Raw genomic sequence first — 16,252 nt, 5'->3', positions numbered from 1 at the left:
AATCAACGGGTCTTCTCTTGATCAGCTGCGTTCACCGGCGGAGGCGAACATTCCACTGCGGCGAAACTGATGGTCGAACTTGAGGCCGGTAACCGCATCCGTACAGATAGGTTCTGAAGCCGGCAAATCAATCGTGCAGTGGGGAATCTGAGCTTCCATCACCGCATGAATCGACAAGGCGGCGATCGGAAGGGCAATCGCTGAGGACAGCGAGAACAGCGACGGTTTTGGCAAACATGAGAACTGGGTTGGTGCTGAAGCAACCCTCCTCAATTCAGCGCTGATTCCCGATGACACCGGTCAAGCGCGGTTGTGGTTTAGCGCACAGGGTCCGCAGAGCGCCGCGCGGAAAGCTGGCGGAACCAGGCGATGTATTGGTCCGGACCGTCGGGCATCAGCACGTCAATCCGCAGGGAATCCTCTGGATCGGTGATTCCTTGCAAGCTCCCATCGGCGTGGCTGGGTCGATCCACTTCGCCATGGCTGCTGTCGACGAGAACAACGCGGTTGGGTTGACCAGACCAGGCCCCAAGGTCCTGCAACAGGTTGAGGAAGCCTCGATCACTGCCGCCTCGCAGCCACCCCGCGCCATCAGCTGATGCAGTGGAGGTAACGGTGTCGCCCACCCCCACCAACAACGGCATCCGTTCCGCGGGGATCCGCTCCTTCACCAAGGCCAACAGCGCATCGGGTGCGTGGGGAGCCGTTCTCACGTTGAAGGCATCACCCAAGGGGGATTCACCCCAACGGCGCTTGATGTGCTGATTGAGCAGCACCAAAAGGCCAGCCTCCTTGATGGAACCTGTGAGCATGAATTGAATGTCGGTGGTTCCGACATCCCCGAAAGCAGCGGGTTTGATCCGTTCATCCCCTTGTGCATCACGGCCCAGGTTGGGAGCCACATGCAAAAAGAAAGACCCCTCCAACCCCTGATCTGCAGCTTCGGCAAGCAACTGATGCATCAGCTCAGACAGCATCGTCTGAAGAGCCTGCTGACAAGTCACATCACCGGGGACAAAAGCAAAAATCCCATTGAGATTGATCGTCGGTGAGACCTGGGTGTCCAACACAGCGGCTTTGGCAACCTGAGCCAGGGCGTCACCATGCAGCTGCGGAAGCAGGGCAGGCAGCCGCTCCATCAGCAGGGATTCCATCCTGCTGGGGGCTTGAGCAAGGAAGGTCATTTCCTCCTGCGAGACGCCGGGATGGCTCAGGTCGCCAAAGCGATCCTGCAACTGCACCCCTCCAGCCGCCAGACCCGGCAGATAACGGCCCTCACGTTTGGGTAAATCGGGATCCGCCAGGGCCTGTTCCACGAGACGGTTCACCCCGCGACGGCCCTCATGTTCACCATTGGTCAACACAGCGAATTGGCCATCCAGGGCAGCGACTGCTTCCACATAGGCAGGATCCATGCACCGTGTCAGTGGATCCTTGACGAGTTGCATGCAGACGCCATCGAGGTCCTGCACGATCAACAGATCTTCAGCACCTGTGAGCTCTTGCAGGAACTGGTCGGGCGTCAGACGGGGCATGGAGATTCAGAGATGTCGCTTCAGACGAATGCACAACAGTGCAATTTCTTCGCGCAACTCCTTAGTTCCAAACGAGTGAGAAGTCCAGTAGCGGAGGCATGGAGCAGCGCTGATGGCAAGCGAAACACCGCGGTCAAGCCATCCGGCTAGCGAACATGGCGGCCTTGATGCTCCTGCCATGCACCCCACCTGGACCGAACAGTGGTGGCCCATCAGCTATGTGCAGGACCTCGACCCTAAAAAGCCGAGTCGATTCACCCTGCTAGAGCGGGATCTGGTGATCTGGTGGGATAACAGCAAGGAACGCTGGCGAGTGTTCCCCGATGTCTGCCCCCACCGTTTGGTTCCCCTCAGCGAAGGTCGGATCAACGACGAAGGGCTCCTTGAATGTCCGTATCACGGCTGGAGTTTCGATGGCAGCGGCCAGTGCCAGCGCGTGCCGCAAGCGCTCGAGAACACTCAGCCCAACAACCGACGGTCCCGCTGCGCCAGCTTGCCGACAGCGACGGGGCAGGGACTGCTGTTCGTCTGGATGGGTGCCCCCGATGCCGCAGACCCAAGTCAGCTCCCCCTGGTTCCAGCTCTTGAAGACAATCCCGAAAGCTGGACGGTGCAAGACACCTTCCGAGATCTGCCGATGGATGCGGTGACCCTGCTGGAAAACGTGCTCGACGTCAGTCACGTTCCTTTCACCCACCACAAAACCGTGGGCAAGCGGGACAACGCTGCCCCCGTTGAAGCCAAAGTCACCCTTGAAGACGCTGATGGCTTCGAAGCGTTCTGGGAGGAGGGGCCTCGCCGGGGCAAGCTCGGCGCCCAGTCCACCTGCTTTCGGGCGCCCCAACTGATGTGGCACGACCTCACCGCCAAGGGGTTTGGCCGCATCCTCACCGTTGTATATGCCGTCCCGATCCGACGCGGCGAGTGCCGCCTGTTCGCCCGCTTCCCCTTCCAATTCCAATCCGCGTTACCTCGCCTCCTGATCGGATTGCGTCCCCGCTGGTTGCAGCACATCGGGAACCACAAGGTGCTGGAGGACGATCAGGTGTTTCTGCACTGGCAGGAACGGGTACTGGAGCAGGCCGGCGGTAGTTCCGCCGTGGAGCGCAGCTTTTTTATGCCCACAACGTCAGACGTCTACGTCGCTGCCCTGCATCGCTGGTTGAACGCCAACGGCGGCGAGCCCTTTGCAGGGCAACGCCTACCACCCAGGCAAACAACAACAGAGCTCATGGATCGGTACCAAAGCCACACCATCCATTGCCGCAGCTGCTCTGCAGCTCTGGCGAACATTCAAAAGGCTCGTCCATGGACCTGGGCGTTGCTGTGGGGATCCGCAGCTCTCGTGGGCATCGAACAAGGCAGCGCCTGGAGCAGCGTCGGATTGGTCACCGCCGCAGTGACGGGCCTGGTACTGCGACAGCTCAACCGTTGGGAGCAGGGCCTGACCGTCGGCAACGGCCAGGCCCCCCGCAACCGCTGATCAGAGCCCTGGAACAGGAAGCAAGGTCGGCTTCACCTTGCCCTGAATATCGACCTTGCCGCCGATGGTGACTTTGTTGTCGACAGACACATCGGCTCGCACAGGGAGCGGTTGATCCGCCTTGACGGACACCTCGCCGTCAAGACCACTGACCCGTGCATCGGCATTCACCGTCACCGCCCCCGCAATCGATTTCACCGACACGGGACCTTCAATCGCAAGGGGGGCATCTCCGGAGATGGTCACCTGCTCCTGCACCACCACCGGTAAAGGCGTATCAGAGCGGATGGTGACGCTGGGGGGAAGGACCAGCTTGTCCACCTGCAATCCACCCTCAATCGCAATGGGGATAGGCCGACTGAGCAGCTTTATTGCCGTGGCCGCCAAAACCAGGCTGGACAAGACGACCGCCGCAGGCCAGCGGTACGCCATCAGCAGATCACGGCTGGACACAGGCATGTGAACAATGACTTGAGCGCATTACAACGTGTTTGGAGCGAACACGCCCGCCCAGACGCCATCACCACCTCTCGATCGATGACTCCAGGAACATCAGGGAACAAAGTAATTCGAAAATAATCAAACAAGAGAAATTACTGAAGACATCAAAGTACCAGGTCAGAACTAAAAAATCGAATCCTTTATAAACACAATCCTGCCCAGCAAACCCATCATGACTCCCGAAACAAACCAACCCTCCTAGACAATCTAAATGTCAGGGAGCATCACGAGAGCTAGCATAGCTTTGATCGCTAATCAGTGATGACGCTTTATCTCTACGGCGGCCCCAAGACCCGTGTATCGATGCCGAAATGGTACGCGGCAGAAAAAGGTATTTCCTACAATTACGTCAACATTGACCTGGCAGCTCGTCAAAATCTTGAACCGAGTTATTTGGAGGTGAATCCTTTCGGCAAGTTACCTGCCCTTAAAGACGACAGCAATGGATTAGTGCTGTTTGAGTCAGGCGCCATTCTTCAGTATCTCTCCGAGAATTACACCAACGAAGTCAAAGACCCGGCAACACGCGCCTCCATCAGCCAGTGGATTCTTTTCGCCAACTCCACACTCGCGATCGCTTTATTCGTTCCCTCCAATAAGGAGCGGGAGTTTCCAAGACTGATGGCGAAACTGAATGACCTCTACAGCAAGAAAAAGTTTTTGGTGGGTGATCGCTGGACGGCTGCCGATTGTGCAGTCAACGCATATCTCGGCTACCTCCCCATTTTTTATCCCAACGAAGATCTCTCAGCCTATCCAGAAATCCAGTCCCTCAATGAGCAAACACGCTCCAACCAAAACTACAAACAGATCATGGGCCTTTAATCTATTCATCTGCTATTCATCTCCTGTTTATTCCCTCATTCAATTTTCCACATTGCAGACATCTTCATAGGTCTTCGAAGCGATCAGCATCGATCAAGTAAGTCGGCTCATAGCTTGCGGGATAGCGAAACTCCGCATCACGAAAGCAAATCGTGTCTGTCTGTTGTGAGCAGTCCCACCAGGGACGCTGCTTAGGCTTGCCAGCATGCGCAACTCCTTCTTCGACCAAAGCCTGGACGCCGGAGCAATACGACGGCGCGTGCAGGAGCTGTCGAACGGCAAGGTGGGGTTCTACAGCGTCGGGCTTTATCCCGCGTCGCTGGCATACAACTGCGCCATGCAGAACGCAGAAGGGCGTCTGCTACTAGCCCCTCGTCCTGGCCGGGACCTGCTGGGAGCCTTCCCCAGAGAAACGATTGAAACGATGGACGACGAGCACGTGGAGACCGTGCTCGAGATGGGTTGCCATCGCAGCGGCGGTGAGCTTGTGGCCAACACCCTCAGCGATCTCATCGAGCGTTGCGACCTCGTTGTGCTCAGCGCCAACAGCAATCACATCGAAGAAGACCTCCACGAAGCCTGTCGTTTGCGGCAAGAGCTCAATCGAGACCAAGTGGTGCTGGCCTGCCTGGCGGGGTCCTTCAGCCATGACCCGATCAACAACAGCGCTTATGTGCTCTGTGAGCAACAACCGGAGCTCGCTTTCTTCTCCGGCTTTCACCGCCATGGAGCTCTACGTAATCCCTTCGACAGCTTCACAGCCAACTTCTGCCATCCGAACGCCCTAACAGCGATGTTGGGTGCCCAGCTGATGGATCAACTGTCCCCCAACATCCAGGTCTCCGCTGGTGTTCACAACGTGGAGGGGCAGTTCATCAAAGCCGCCAAAAACATGGCGTCGGTGTTTGCCGGTTTCGGCTATGGCTTCCATCAGGACAACCCAGGTGTGTTGCCAACGCTCCTAACCCTGCTTCTGAACCAGTGCCTGGATCAGGCGGCCACCGTGTCCATGGCACGACCCGACCGACAACGGCTGTACCACCGTCAGCCCTTCCCTCTTACAGAACTGGGCTACGCCGTACCAAGAATTGAATCCACCCTGGTGCGCGACGGCGACTTCGAGCGGGTACGGGACCACACCTTCAGCCAGCTCACGGCCATGGTGGCTGATGTGCGCGGCAGCATGATGCTGCCCGTCTCCGGTAGCCCAACCCGTAATTTCCAGGCCGGCCAAGTGATGGCACAGGAGATGCGCGATCAGGGCCGCTGTCCTCATTCCATGGAGGAGTTGGAACAGTGGTGTGAAGCCGCAGGCCTGCGCAAAGGCGGACTAGAGGGTTTGAAATCTCTGCGGTATTGGCCTCAAATCGCCCGCAAATACGCGATCCCAGCCCACGACGCTTCCATGGTGAATCTGCTGTATATGGCGATTTACGGGCGTGCTGGCGTCAAGGACACCGCCTACCGGGTAATGACGGAAAGCCGGGAACTCTCCAGCTACTGCCAGGAATCAGTACGACCTAGCCACAGCCGTCGGTATGCCGAGGCTCTGCAAAACCTGGAGGTCCCTAAAGCTCTCGACCTCGTGGTGAATGCCGTCATTGCGGACAATGCCAATCAGGCCATGCGCAAAAAGATGGCCCTCGACGAGAACGGTGAGACCGGGACACCGGCCTACCTGCAATTGATGGACGTCATCGAAAGCCAGCTCGAAGCCTGAGTCGGCTGCTGTTCTGCACACCTGAACGGGGCAGAACGCAGGAAGCGCGGCAAGGTGCGGCCTGAGACCCATGCGACCGTTCATGACCGAGGCCCTGGAAGCCATCGCTGATCGCTTCCATCCTCGCGAGGGGATCAAAGCCATTCGCTCCCTTGGCTCAGGCAACGTCAACGAAACCTTCCTCGTGACTCATGAGGGACAAGACGGCGCCTTCGTCATGCAGCGGCTGAACACGAGCGTTTTCGATCGTCCCGACCTGGTGATGCAGAACCTGCAGGCCCTGGGCGAACACATGGAGCGCCGTCTCGCCTCTCCACCTCCACAACTGAAGGGACGCCGCTGGGAAGTACCCAGAGTGGTTCCCTGTCGTCGGGAAGCCTCCCCCTGGATCGAACAAAACGGCGAGTTTTGGCGCTCGATCACCTACATCGGTGCAGCGACCACCAGTGATGTCATCAGGGACAGTGCCCACGCCCAGGAAGTGGGTTATGGGCTGGGAATGTTCCACCACCTGATCAGTGACCTGCCCACCGATCAGCTGGCTGACACCCTGGAAAATTTCCATGTCACACCGGCCTACCTTCAACGCTTCGATGAGATCGCCGCGGCCACGGGCCGCATGGGCCCTGCCGAGCGTGACGCCTGCGCGTTTGTAGAGCAGCGCCGCCAGGGCGTGGATGTTCTTGAAGCAGCTCTTGCACGCGGCGAACTCCATCACCGTCCCATCCACGGGGACCCGAAGATCAACAACGTGATGATTGACGAGGCCAGCGGTCAGGCCATCGGTCTGATTGACCTGGACACGGTCAAACCGGGACTCGTTCACTACGACATCGGCGACTGTTTGCGGTCCTGCTGCAATCCAGCCGGAGAAGAAACACTCTCCCTGGACGATGTGGACTTCGACATGAACCTCTGTGAGGCCATTCTCAAGGGCTATCTGTCAGTTGCTGGTGGATTTCTGAGTGACTGGGACCTGCACTATCTGCCCCACTGCATCCGTCTGATCCCGATGGAACTGGGGCTGAGGTTCCTCACGGATCATCTTGAGGGCGACGTGTATTTCCGCTGCGATCGACCTGGGCACAATCTGCAACGCGCCCTGGTTCAATTCCGACTCACAGAAGCGGTGGAACAACAGTTCAGCGACTTGGAACACCTGGTCAAGCGGCTGCAGCGTCAGCAGGGCTCAAGCCACTGAGATGAGTCGTTCTGCAGTGATGCTGCGTCAGGCATGCCGCCTGATCCCCTTTGAACGGTCCATGCCTCCAGGGTTACAGATCAGCGCCGAGCTCGTCTGGACCCGTGATGGATGGCTGGAACTCAGCTATGGAGTCCTGGGCCACACGGCCACAGGCATCAATGCGCTGCGTCTGCCGACGGATCTGAATGATGGGCCACAACACGGACAACGCAGGGATGATCTCTGGACCACCACGTGCTTCGAGGCGTTTCTCGCCGCCCCTGGCGAGCAACGTTATTGGGAAGTAAATCTTGCTCCCAATGGGGATTGGGCGGTTTATCGCTTTGATCACTACCGCAGTGGCCAGACCCAGCAAGAGCTCAGCACACCCCCAACGGTGCGGCTGCAACGCGGGGCGCATCAACTGCGGCTGGACGCCAGGATTGCTTTGGAACCCTGGTGGACGCCAGGGGGCTGCCCAGACCTGGCATTGACGGCTGTGATCGATAGCAATCAGGACGGTCTGAGACATTGGGCTCTCTGCCACGGACGCAAGCCGGACTTTCACGACCGCAGCACCTTCCTTACGGCCTGAACCGCACCGGTAGTGTCAGCACAGCGCCCCTGCCTCACCATGCGCAGCCGCAACGTGTTGATTGTCTCGGCTCTCACGGCAACCCTGCTGGGGGGGCTGTGGCTTAAACCGAAACAGCCACGGGCAGAAGCGTTAGTGACCGCACCGGTGGTGACCGCGCCTGTAACACTTCCTGCCCAAGCGACCCAACCCAAAACACGAGACGGCAGGCAATACCCCCTTGTGCCTGCCGACACAACTGAACTGGCAACGCTGCTGGCAGATGTTGAAAAGGCGTTACGGGACCCAGCCACGCCGGCCGATGCACTGCCCGATCTTGGGCATCAACAACAGGTGATCTACCGGGTGCTGTCCACGGACCAGTCCAGAGCCCAAGAGGTCATCAACGGCCTGCCTCCGCGCTGGCGCAACGTGGCAGAAAGGCACCTCGCAGCACGGCGCGAATTCGTGCGTATGAGCCGTGGCCGTGGACCGTCCATGCTCCCCGCCTGGCGGATCATTCAGCCCGAATCAGCGGAAAAGCTGCTCAGCCACTACCGCAAGGCCGAGGCGGCGACGGGGATTGAATGGGAGGTTCTAGCTGCGGTAAACCTCGTGGAAACCGGCATGGGGCGCATCGATGGCGTCTCCGTGGCCAATGCCCAGGGGCCCATGCAGTTCCTGCCCACCACCTGGGCAGAACCTGGGATTGGCGCCGGGAACATCCGCGATCACCACGACGCCATCCAGGCTGCGGCGCGATATCTGGTGCGCCGTGGCGGACTTCAGGACATTCGCCGCGGCCTATGGGGCTACAACAACAGCGATTACTACGGCCGCGCGGTGCTCCTGTATGCCTCGCTGATGAGGGAGGATCCCGCGGCCTACACCGGTTTATATCACTGGGAAATCCACTTCAATGCTGCAGCCGGCGATCTTTGGTTGCCGGTGGGCTACAACCAGCCGCAGCGGATCAGTGTTCAGGAGTTTCTTCAGACCAACCCCGCCAGCAGATCACCAAACCGGTGAGCATCGACACCTACGCTGAGAACTGGCGTGATCCAGGAAGCGGGTGTCCAAGGAAACCTCCCATCGCGGTGATGAACTGAAAGGTCTCGGATGGTCCGAGATTGATGTAGCTCGCTACATCGAGCTCTGGGAGTACCGGCAGCGCTGGGGAGCCATGAATTTGGAACGGGAGGATCGTCTGTTCCTGCGCAAGGCCGAAAAAGCTCTTCCGGCGATTGTGTCCGGAAGGGCTGCGGCCAAGAAACCAATCAAAGACAAGACCTACTACCGATGGCTGCGCTTCCATCTGGAGGCAATGACCGAGGCCGAGGCGGCGATGGGCCTGACCGAAGGCGAACGCGGTGCCTGGCCCGTGCTGCTGGAGGCCGAACTCCGTCTTCTCGACCATTACGAGCCTGTGCTTGGCTTGCCGGACACGCTGAAGGCCAAAGCCCTCAGCCCAGTGCGTGAAAAGCTCACCGCCCAGGTGGCCGCCCTCGGCAACACCAAGGTCTACGACTTCCAGGCTCCCCTCATCGCACTCAAAGCGGAAGACAGCAGCAACCGGTGGAAGCACCTACGCGAGGTGGATGCCAGTGATCGCACCTACCCCCTGCTCAGTGCCGACGGCGTGGCTGGATTCCGCAGCGAAGCCCACCGCGACATCCAGGCTGTCATTCGCAGCACGTTCCCTTCTCTTGCGGAAACCGACAAACCTGAGCTCGCTGACGACTAGAACAGGGGCAGTGTCCAACGCCGAGGACGATGTCTCACCGCTTCGAGACCCTGCAGCTTCATGCCGGGCAATCGCCCGACAGCGCAACCAACGCGCGGGCGGTTCCCATCTATCAGACCAGTTCGTACGTCTTCAATGACGCCGAACATGGGGCCAACCTCTTCGGTCTGAAGGAATTCGGGAACATCTACACCCGACTGATGAATCCGACCACAGACGTGTTTGAGAAACGCGTCGCCGCCCTCGAAGGCGGAGTGGCAGCTCTAGCGACCGCCTCAGGGCAGTCGGCTCAGTTTCTCGCGATCACCAACTGCATGCAGGCGGGAGACAACTTCGTCTCAACGTCTTACCTCTACGGCGGCACGTACAACCAGTTCAAGGTGCAGTTCCCGCGGCTGGGAATCAACGTGCGTTTTGCAGAAGGCGATGACGTCGCAAGCTTTGCCGCACAAATCGACGACAACACCAAAGCGCTTTATGTCGAAGCGATGGGCAATCCCCGCTTCAACATCCCCGATTTCGAGGGCCTTTCAGCGCTCGCCAAAGAGAAAGGTATCCCCTTGATCGTTGACAACACATTGGGAGCCTGCGGTGCTCTGCTGCGACCGATTGAGCATGGCGCCGATGTGGTGGTGGAGAGTGCAACCAAATGGATCGGGGGCCACGGCACCAGCCTGGGGGGCGTGATCGTGGATGCCGGCACCTTCAATTGGGGCAACGGCAAGTTCCCGCTGATGAGCCAACCAAGTGCGGCATATCACGGCTTGGTGCACTGGGATGCGTTTGGCTTCGGCAGTGACGTCTGCAAGATGCTTGGCCTGCCGGATGACCGCAACATCGCCTTCGCGCTGCGGGCCCGGGTGGAAGGTCTGCGGGATTGGGGGCCGGCCGTCAGTCCCTTCAACAGCTTCCTGCTGTTGCAGGGTCTAGAAACCCTGAGTCTGCGCGTGGAGCGCCACACCGAAAACGCCATGGCTCTGGCCACTTGGCTGGATTCGCATCCCGCCATCACCCATGTGAGCTATCCCGGCCTGGCGCACGATCCCTACAACGCTGCCGCCAAGAAATACCTGACAGGACGGGGCATGGGATGCATGCTGATGTTCTCCCTCAACGGCGGCTATGACGATGCCGTGCGCTTCATCGACAGCCTCAAGCTGGCCAGCCACCTCGCCAACGTGGGCGATGCGAAAACGCTGGTGATTCATCCCGCGTCCACAACCCACCAGCAACTCAGTGAGGCTGAACAGGCCTCTGCTGGCGTCACGCCCACGATGGTGCGGGTCTCCGTCGGACTCGAACACATCGACGACATCAAGGCCGACTTCGAGCAGGCCCTCGCCGTTCTCAGCTGAATGCCGACACAGCCCCCATGGCGCTGATCCTTCCTCGCAGCTACCACAAAATCGCGGAGGTTGAACGCAACCGGATCTCCTGGATTGAGCCTGAACAGGCCGAACGCCAGGACATCCGGCCCCTGCGTATTGGCATTCTCAACATCATGCCGCTGGGCAAGCAGTACGAGTTCAACCTGCTGCATCCGCTGGGCCTTTCGGTGCTGCAGATCGAACCGATTTGGATTCGACTCAACTCCCATGCCTACAAGAGTTGGGATCAAAACCATCTCAACCAGCTGTATGTGAGCTGGGATGAGGCCTTGTCCCAGGGTCCCCTTGATGGCCTGATCATCACCGGTGCCCCCGTGGAGCACCTGCCCTTTGAACAGGTCAGTTACTGGACAGAGCTGGTCAAATTGATCGAGGAAGCGCGACAAACCTGCGCCAGCACCCTTGGCCTTTGCTGGGCCGGTTTCGCCCTCGCCTACCTGGCTGGCGTCGACAAGGTTTCGTTCCCGCAGAAACTGTTCGGGATCTACCCCATGCGCAGCCTGGTTCCTGGTCATTCCTTAATGGGCACCCAAGACGATGATTTCGTCTGTCCCCAGAGCCGTCATGCAGGGCTGCCGGACGCTGCCATGGAAGCCGCGCAACGGGATGGACGTCTCCGTCTGCTCGCCCACGGCGAGCAGGTGGGCTACACCATTTTCGAGACCCCGGATCAACGCCAGCTGATGCACTTGGGCCACCCCGAATACAACGTCGGGCGCATCGTCGGAGAAATGGAACGTGACCGGGCCCGGGGTGATGTTCCCCCGCCCGAGAATTTTGATCCCGCCCGTCCCCAGACCCTCTGGCGGTCTCATAGGAACCTTCTGTTCCAACAATGGCTGTGGTTCTGCTACCAGCGGGTCAGCCTTAAGGCCTGAGCTGCATTAGGTCAAACCCAACAGAAACGCAGACAACAATCCGAGGTAGGTGCCGATTAAGTAGCCCAGCAGACCGATGGCTACCCCAGGCATGGCAAGCGCTGGGCGGTTGAGGGATGTTGCCAGGGCCAGAGCAGTGCTTGGGCCACCGATGGCTGCCTGGGATGCCACCAGAGATTCGACCAGAGGCCAACGTTGCCAGGAACGCAGCACCAACAACAGAACCCCCTGAACAGCAACAATCCAGACGGCATACAAAAAGACAGGCCATCCAGAACCAAACAACCCGGTCAAGGGAGAGCTGAGTCCAATCACAGTGAAGAAAGGTTGGATCAACAGCAAGCCAAGCCCGTAGCAACCCGAGCGCAAAGATGCACCAGGGAGCTGGGCAGCAATCAACGCCGTCGTGGTCAGCACCAGGATGGATGGACAGTCACTCCAACCCCGCTGAATCAGAGCCGTCATCAACTCCGCTGTGCACAGAACGGCACCGCCCCAGAGCAGTGACCACAGGACCCGGGGACCATCAGATCGCGATGGCGCATCAAGCTCGTCTCGATGCAACTGGGGGGCAACGGACTCCACCTCTTTCCCCCAACGACGACCGATCAGGATGCTGAGGCCGAACCAAGTGGCAAAGACCACATGATCCGCTGCCGTGGCCAAGAGGAGCAGTGGCTCCGGCGGCTGAAGGGTGCGGGCGACGGATACAAAGTTGAGGCTTCCTCCCGTGAAGGTGGCGGTGTAAATGCCTGCAAGAACAGTGCTGTTGCCCAAAAGCCAGGGCTTGAGCAAAACAGCCCCGAGCAGAACGGCGAGCAGCGTCGCCACCACAGCCACAACAAAAGGAGCGAAAAGACGCCGAGCCTCTGGCCAGATCCGTCGCAGATCAACAGCGAGCAGGAGCTGGGTAATGGCCAAGGACGTCAGCGGACCGCTCACCCAATTCACTGCAGCTGTTTGCGGCTGCCAACCGGTGACATTCGTCACCAGAAATCCGATCAGCAGAACCACCATCGTGGTTCCGAGCTGGCGTCCAATGCCTGTCGAGCGACTGATCCACCATCCCGTCAGGGTGAGCCCCAAAACTCCAACCAGCGACACCACCATCGCGAGCTTTAAACCGTACGGTTAGGTGTTGTTTCGAGGGTTATTGAAGACTCAACAGGAGAAGACTCAACAGAAACGGAATCAGGACGCTGAGCGGACTTGCGGTTGAGTTCCCGTTCCAGCGAGGCAATGCGCCTTTCACGAAGACAGTGGCGGCATCCGCCCAAGGTTTGGAGATGCTTTTCCGGCGTGATTGTGATCAGTTGAACCGGATGTTCTTTGCAGCGGATTTGAACAGGGCTCTTGTAACTCCGCCAGCGGATCAGGCTGTAGTCGAATTGATCACCAAAACGCTGAACAGCGCGCTTGAGGAATTCTTCTTCAGTGATTCGGGCTCCCATGCATTCGAATGTATGGGACAGTCTCGAGATGGAACCGACCTCGTCATCCGACGTCACGAATGAACGTCAATCCGGCCGCTCCCGAAACGGAATGGTCCCTGCAAGAGGGGTGGCTCCAGGCAAACGAAGCAAGGCGCTGGCAAACGCTGCTTGAACAACAGCTCCTCTGGCAACAGCCAGTCGTGCAGGTCTATGGCAAGCGTCATCCAGTCCCCAGGATGACGGTGTTTCTTGCCAACGAAGGCATTCAATATCGCTATAGCGGTGCCGTTCACAAGGGCTGTGGTTGGCCTGAATGGTTCAAGCCATTGCTGATTCAGGTCAATGCAGCCTGTGAGACCGAGTTCAACGGATGTCTGCTCAATCTGTATCGCCACGGGGACGACCGCATGGGATGGCACGCTGATGACGAACCGGAGATTGATCAGCGGGCTCCGATTGCCTCCCTTTCACTCGGGGCTACACGCGATTTTCAGCTCCGCCATCGCAGCACTCCCCAACGCCGGATATCGCTGCCTTTGGCCGATGGTGATCTGCTCGTGATGCACCCGGGGTGTCAGAGCCAATGGATGCACAGTGTTCCGCAACGGCGGAAAGTACAAACCACGCGCATCAATCTCACCTTTCGCCGTTTTCAAAACTGAGATCGCAGCAGCACACCCCAAGCAGGCGCCGTGACCAACGCCAGCAGCGTGCTCCAGAACACCAGACCTGCAGCCCGCTCCTGATCAGCCCCCACAGACTCCGCAATCAATAGCAGTGAGATCGCCGTCGGCGCTGCCCCCTGCAGCGCAACCGCCTGAACCATCAGCGGATCGAACCGCAGCAGAGATGCAAGCAGCAGCAGTAGCAACGGATAAAGCAGGAGTTTGGCGACCAGTGGCCTCAGCAGTTGCAACGGTCGGGCCGATGGAGTGATTCCCTTGCGATGGATGCTGCCAAGGCGCATGCCCACCACCATCAGAGCCAGCAAGATCACCAAGCGGGAAGGCCACCACAAAGCGTCGGTCACCAGTTCAGACCAGGGGGTCGCCTGAATCAGCAATGCACCGATCAGCCCGCGGGTCGCTGGGCTCGCCGCAACGCTGCTCATGAGACCGTGCAGCCTTTTAGAGCCGTTGACCCGCTCACCGATCAGCAGCGGACCAAGACTCCAAGTCAGCAGTGTCGCCCCAAGGTCGTAGCCAATGCTGATAGAGAGGGCCTCATCAGGCAGAAAGGCCAAGGCCAGAGGCACTCCGAAATAAGCCGTATTTCCAGTGCAGCTGCCCAACCGAAGCGTTGGAGAGACCAGCTCAGCCAATCCCGGTAAGCGCGACGCCCCCACCAGCACAAGGCCCATGGCCAGCACCGCAAGACCCGCTGCCTGCAACATGTCGCCGCTCAGGCCACCCTTCAACAGCAGGCCCATCACACTGATCGGTACCCCGAACCTCACCAACGGTGTGGCCAAGCGGGCGGCGAGGATTTCATGGCGTCCTCCAGCCCAAAACCCGATCAGCAGGGAAGGCGCAAGCTCCAGCAAAAACCGAAGCATCGGCACATCCAGCTCAGATCACGACCCTAGAAAGCTGAGGCGGCTGACGCATCAGACCAAAACCATTCAATGGGGAAAGAACGACAGCTTGAACGACAAGCAGATTCCATGAAGACACCGTCCTAATTCACCCACGGACGCGCCTAATCTGCGTTCCGACATGTCGCGTGAAACCAGCTGATGAATCCAGCTTCACGCCATCGCATCGTGCGTAGCGACAGTACGGAGGACCGCCTGACGCGGCAACGTTTTGACAGCTACGACGCTGCATACGATGAGCTTGAGCGGTACTACAGCGATTTCTGCTGTTCTGACGATGATCGTGTCGACTACACGATCATCTGTGAGGGTTCAGACAGTCTCCACGACGCGAGCCTGAAACGACCGCTTGAATGATCCTGAGGTAAAACCGCTGCACAGGGCTCAATATCACCCAGTCAAGGTTCATAACAAGAAAGCAGTCTCAAGGGTCAGACCACAGAGACGCATCCCTAGATGCCAAAAATCAGGCCACTAAGTCATGGAAATATTGGGTCAACTGATTGACACCCAGCCAACCAATCAGTTATGAACTAATCATCCAATGAGATGCATTCACAATGCTGACCGGTTCCGAGCTGCTTGCAAAGGTCAAAGAACTAGGGGATGTTTCCAAATCCGATCTAGTGAGAGCTTGTGGCTACGTCTCTGACAAGAAAGACGGTGGCGATCGCCTGAATTTCACTGCTTTCTATGAGGCGCTGCTTGAGGCCAAAGGCGTCAATCTGAGCAGCGGCGGTGCTGCAATTGGCAAAGGTGGCCGCAAGTTGAGCTACATCGCCAAAGTGCAGGGCAACGGCAACCTGCTGATCGGCAAGGCCTACACCGCCATGCTGAATCTCGAGCCAGGTGATGAGTTTGAAATCAAACTGGGCAAAAAAGCCATCCGTCTTATCCCCACAGGTGCAGCTGCAGAGCACAGCGAAGCCGCTGACCAGGTAGACGAGTGATCTGCAGATCCATCTTCTGAAGTTTCCCAACCTCTTCCAACCCCTCCCATCCATGGGAGGGGTTTTTTATTGAGGACTGAACAACCAATACGCTCCTGCAGAGATCAGAGGGCTGGCACAGCAATTCTTGCTCGGTATGGTGAGCCGGAATGGAGCGACAGGGTTGAAATCCTTCAAGGCAGCCGTCGCTTCGGTCTTGAGTAATACGTTCCTATTTGGTGGTTCAGTTGCCCTGTCGATCCATATTGTGCTGACCTTTTTTCGGATGCATGGTCTGGTGCTGACCCTCGCTTTTGTGATGTTTTGGCTGGTCAGCGTCACCGCTTACTTCCATTGGAAGGGGCAGCAGTCGAAGCGAACCACATCCAGCAAAGTTCCATTGCCTCAAGCCAACAGCAGAAAGGCCGCTGAACCGTGGAGGGAACGACAGTCAGCCTGATGGCT

Annotated in this window: 19 protein-coding genes; 13 read left to right on the top strand and 6 right to left on the bottom strand. The window is 58.5% G+C overall.

The window, feature by feature from the left end; all coding sequences use genetic code 11:
- Positions 1-21: 21 nt before the first annotated feature.
- Together NCN06_RS00445 and stpA are read right to left on the bottom strand one after the other, a co-directional pair.
- Entirely contained in the window at positions 22-234 is a 213-nt protein-coding gene (locus NCN06_RS00445) for a hypothetical protein (RefSeq protein ID WP_226398137.1), read from the bottom strand.
- An 83-nt stretch (positions 235-317) separates the two neighbouring features.
- Complete coding sequence (stpA, locus tag NCN06_RS00440; protein ID WP_226398138.1) at positions 318-1,535, bottom strand: glucosylglycerol 3-phosphatase; 1,218 nt, start codon at positions 1,533-1,535, stop codon at positions 318-320.
- Between the two features lie 178 nt (positions 1,536-1,713).
- Here stpA and NCN06_RS00435 point away from each other — a divergent pair, with 178 nt between their 5' ends.
- Positions 1,714-3,018, top strand: coding sequence for an aromatic ring-hydroxylating dioxygenase subunit alpha (locus NCN06_RS00435; protein ID WP_226398139.1), 1,305 nt, complete (start codon positions 1,714-1,716; stop codon positions 3,016-3,018).
- On the opposite strand, the gene NCN06_RS00430 is transcribed toward NCN06_RS00435, so the two are convergent.
- A complete protein-coding gene (locus NCN06_RS00430; protein ID WP_250398520.1) occupies positions 3,019-3,477 on the bottom strand; it encodes a hypothetical protein in 459 nt (152 codons plus the stop codon). It lies immediately after the preceding gene.
- A 303-nt stretch (positions 3,478-3,780) separates the two neighbouring features.
- Here NCN06_RS00430 and NCN06_RS00425 point away from each other — a divergent pair, with 303 nt between their 5' ends.
- The 8 genes from NCN06_RS00425 to NCN06_RS00390 all read left to right on the top strand — a co-directional run bounded on the left by NCN06_RS00425 (position 3,781) and on the right by NCN06_RS00390 (position 11,831).
- The gene (locus tag NCN06_RS00425; RefSeq protein WP_226398141.1) at positions 3,781-4,344 is read left to right on the top strand and encodes a glutathione S-transferase family protein; all 564 of its coding nucleotides are present in this window, start codon (positions 3,781-3,783) and stop codon (positions 4,342-4,344) included.
- 205 nt (positions 4,345-4,549) lie between these two features.
- Entirely contained in the window at positions 4,550-6,064 is a 1,515-nt protein-coding gene (locus tag NCN06_RS00420; protein WP_226398142.1) for a DUF8648 domain-containing protein, read from the top strand.
- Positions 6,065-6,134: 70 nt separating this feature from the next.
- Positions 6,135-7,265: a phosphotransferase enzyme family protein gene (locus tag NCN06_RS00415; RefSeq protein WP_250398519.1), complete on the top strand. Its 1,131-nt coding sequence runs from the start codon at positions 6,135-6,137 to the stop codon at positions 7,263-7,265.
- A gap of 1 nt (position 7,266) precedes the next feature.
- Positions 7,267-7,842, top strand: coding sequence for a DOMON-like domain-containing protein (locus tag NCN06_RS00410; protein WP_226398144.1), 576 nt, complete (start codon positions 7,267-7,269; stop codon positions 7,840-7,842).
- Positions 7,843-7,881: 39 nt separating this feature from the next.
- Complete coding sequence (locus tag NCN06_RS00405) at positions 7,882-8,850, top strand: lytic transglycosylase domain-containing protein (RefSeq protein WP_250398664.1); 969 nt, start codon at positions 7,882-7,884, stop codon at positions 8,848-8,850.
- 43 nt (positions 8,851-8,893) lie between these two features.
- Positions 8,894-9,565 (top strand): hypothetical protein, encoded by a 672-nt coding sequence (locus NCN06_RS00400; RefSeq protein ID WP_250398518.1) that lies wholly within the window; start codon positions 8,894-8,896, stop codon positions 9,563-9,565.
- A gap of 29 nt (positions 9,566-9,594) precedes the next feature.
- Positions 9,595-10,920 (top strand): O-acetylhomoserine aminocarboxypropyltransferase/cysteine synthase family protein, encoded by a 1,326-nt coding sequence (locus tag NCN06_RS00395; protein ID WP_226398146.1) that lies wholly within the window; start codon positions 9,595-9,597, stop codon positions 10,918-10,920.
- Positions 10,921-10,937: 17 nt separating this feature from the next.
- On the top strand, positions 10,938-11,831 hold the full coding sequence (locus tag NCN06_RS00390) for a homoserine O-succinyltransferase (RefSeq protein ID WP_250398517.1): 894 nt from the start codon (positions 10,938-10,940) through the stop codon (positions 11,829-11,831).
- A 6-nt stretch (positions 11,832-11,837) separates the two neighbouring features.
- Here NCN06_RS00390 and NCN06_RS00385 read toward each other — a convergent pair whose 3' ends face one another.
- Together NCN06_RS00385 and NCN06_RS00380 are read right to left on the bottom strand one after the other, a co-directional pair.
- The gene (locus NCN06_RS00385; RefSeq protein ID WP_250398516.1) at positions 11,838-12,941 is read right to left on the bottom strand and encodes a DUF819 family protein; all 1,104 of its coding nucleotides are present in this window, start codon (positions 12,939-12,941) and stop codon (positions 11,838-11,840) included.
- A gap of 8 nt (positions 12,942-12,949) precedes the next feature.
- Entirely contained in the window at positions 12,950-13,282 is a 333-nt protein-coding gene (locus tag NCN06_RS00380; RefSeq protein WP_250398515.1) for a DUF723 domain-containing protein, read from the bottom strand.
- Between the two features lie 59 nt (positions 13,283-13,341).
- On the opposite strand from NCN06_RS00380, the gene NCN06_RS00375 reads away from it, so the two are divergent.
- On the top strand, positions 13,342-13,926 hold the full coding sequence (locus NCN06_RS00375) for an alpha-ketoglutarate-dependent dioxygenase AlkB family protein (protein WP_226422404.1): 585 nt from the start codon (positions 13,342-13,344) through the stop codon (positions 13,924-13,926).
- On the opposite strand, the gene NCN06_RS00370 is transcribed toward NCN06_RS00375, so the two are convergent.
- A complete protein-coding gene (locus NCN06_RS00370; protein WP_250398514.1) occupies positions 13,917-14,819 on the bottom strand; it encodes an AEC family transporter in 903 nt (300 codons plus the stop codon). The two genes, NCN06_RS00375 and NCN06_RS00370, sit on opposite strands and share 10 nt — an antisense overlap.
- 180 nt (positions 14,820-14,999) lie before the next feature.
- On the opposite strand from NCN06_RS00370, the gene NCN06_RS00365 reads away from it, so the two are divergent.
- From NCN06_RS00365 to NCN06_RS00355, 3 genes are all read left to right on the top strand, one after another.
- On the top strand, positions 15,000-15,215 hold the full coding sequence (locus NCN06_RS00365) for a hypothetical protein (RefSeq protein ID WP_115025192.1): 216 nt from the start codon (positions 15,000-15,002) through the stop codon (positions 15,213-15,215).
- 203 nt (positions 15,216-15,418) lie between these two features.
- A complete protein-coding gene (locus NCN06_RS00360) occupies positions 15,419-15,808 on the top strand; it encodes an AbrB family transcriptional regulator (protein ID WP_006849603.1) in 390 nt (129 codons plus the stop codon).
- 163 nt (positions 15,809-15,971) lie between these two features.
- Positions 15,972-16,247 (top strand): hypothetical protein, encoded by a 276-nt coding sequence (locus NCN06_RS00355; protein WP_250398513.1) that lies wholly within the window; start codon positions 15,972-15,974, stop codon positions 16,245-16,247.
- The last annotated feature ends 5 nt before the right edge of the window (positions 16,248-16,252 follow it).

It is taken from the genome of Synechococcus sp. MU1648 (assembly GCF_023630615.1).
GTDB lineage: Bacteria > Cyanobacteriota > Cyanobacteriia > PCC-6307 > Cyanobiaceae > Parasynechococcus.
Note: the sequence above shows the minus strand (reverse complement) of the source record. Positions and strands in the feature narration are given on the sequence as shown.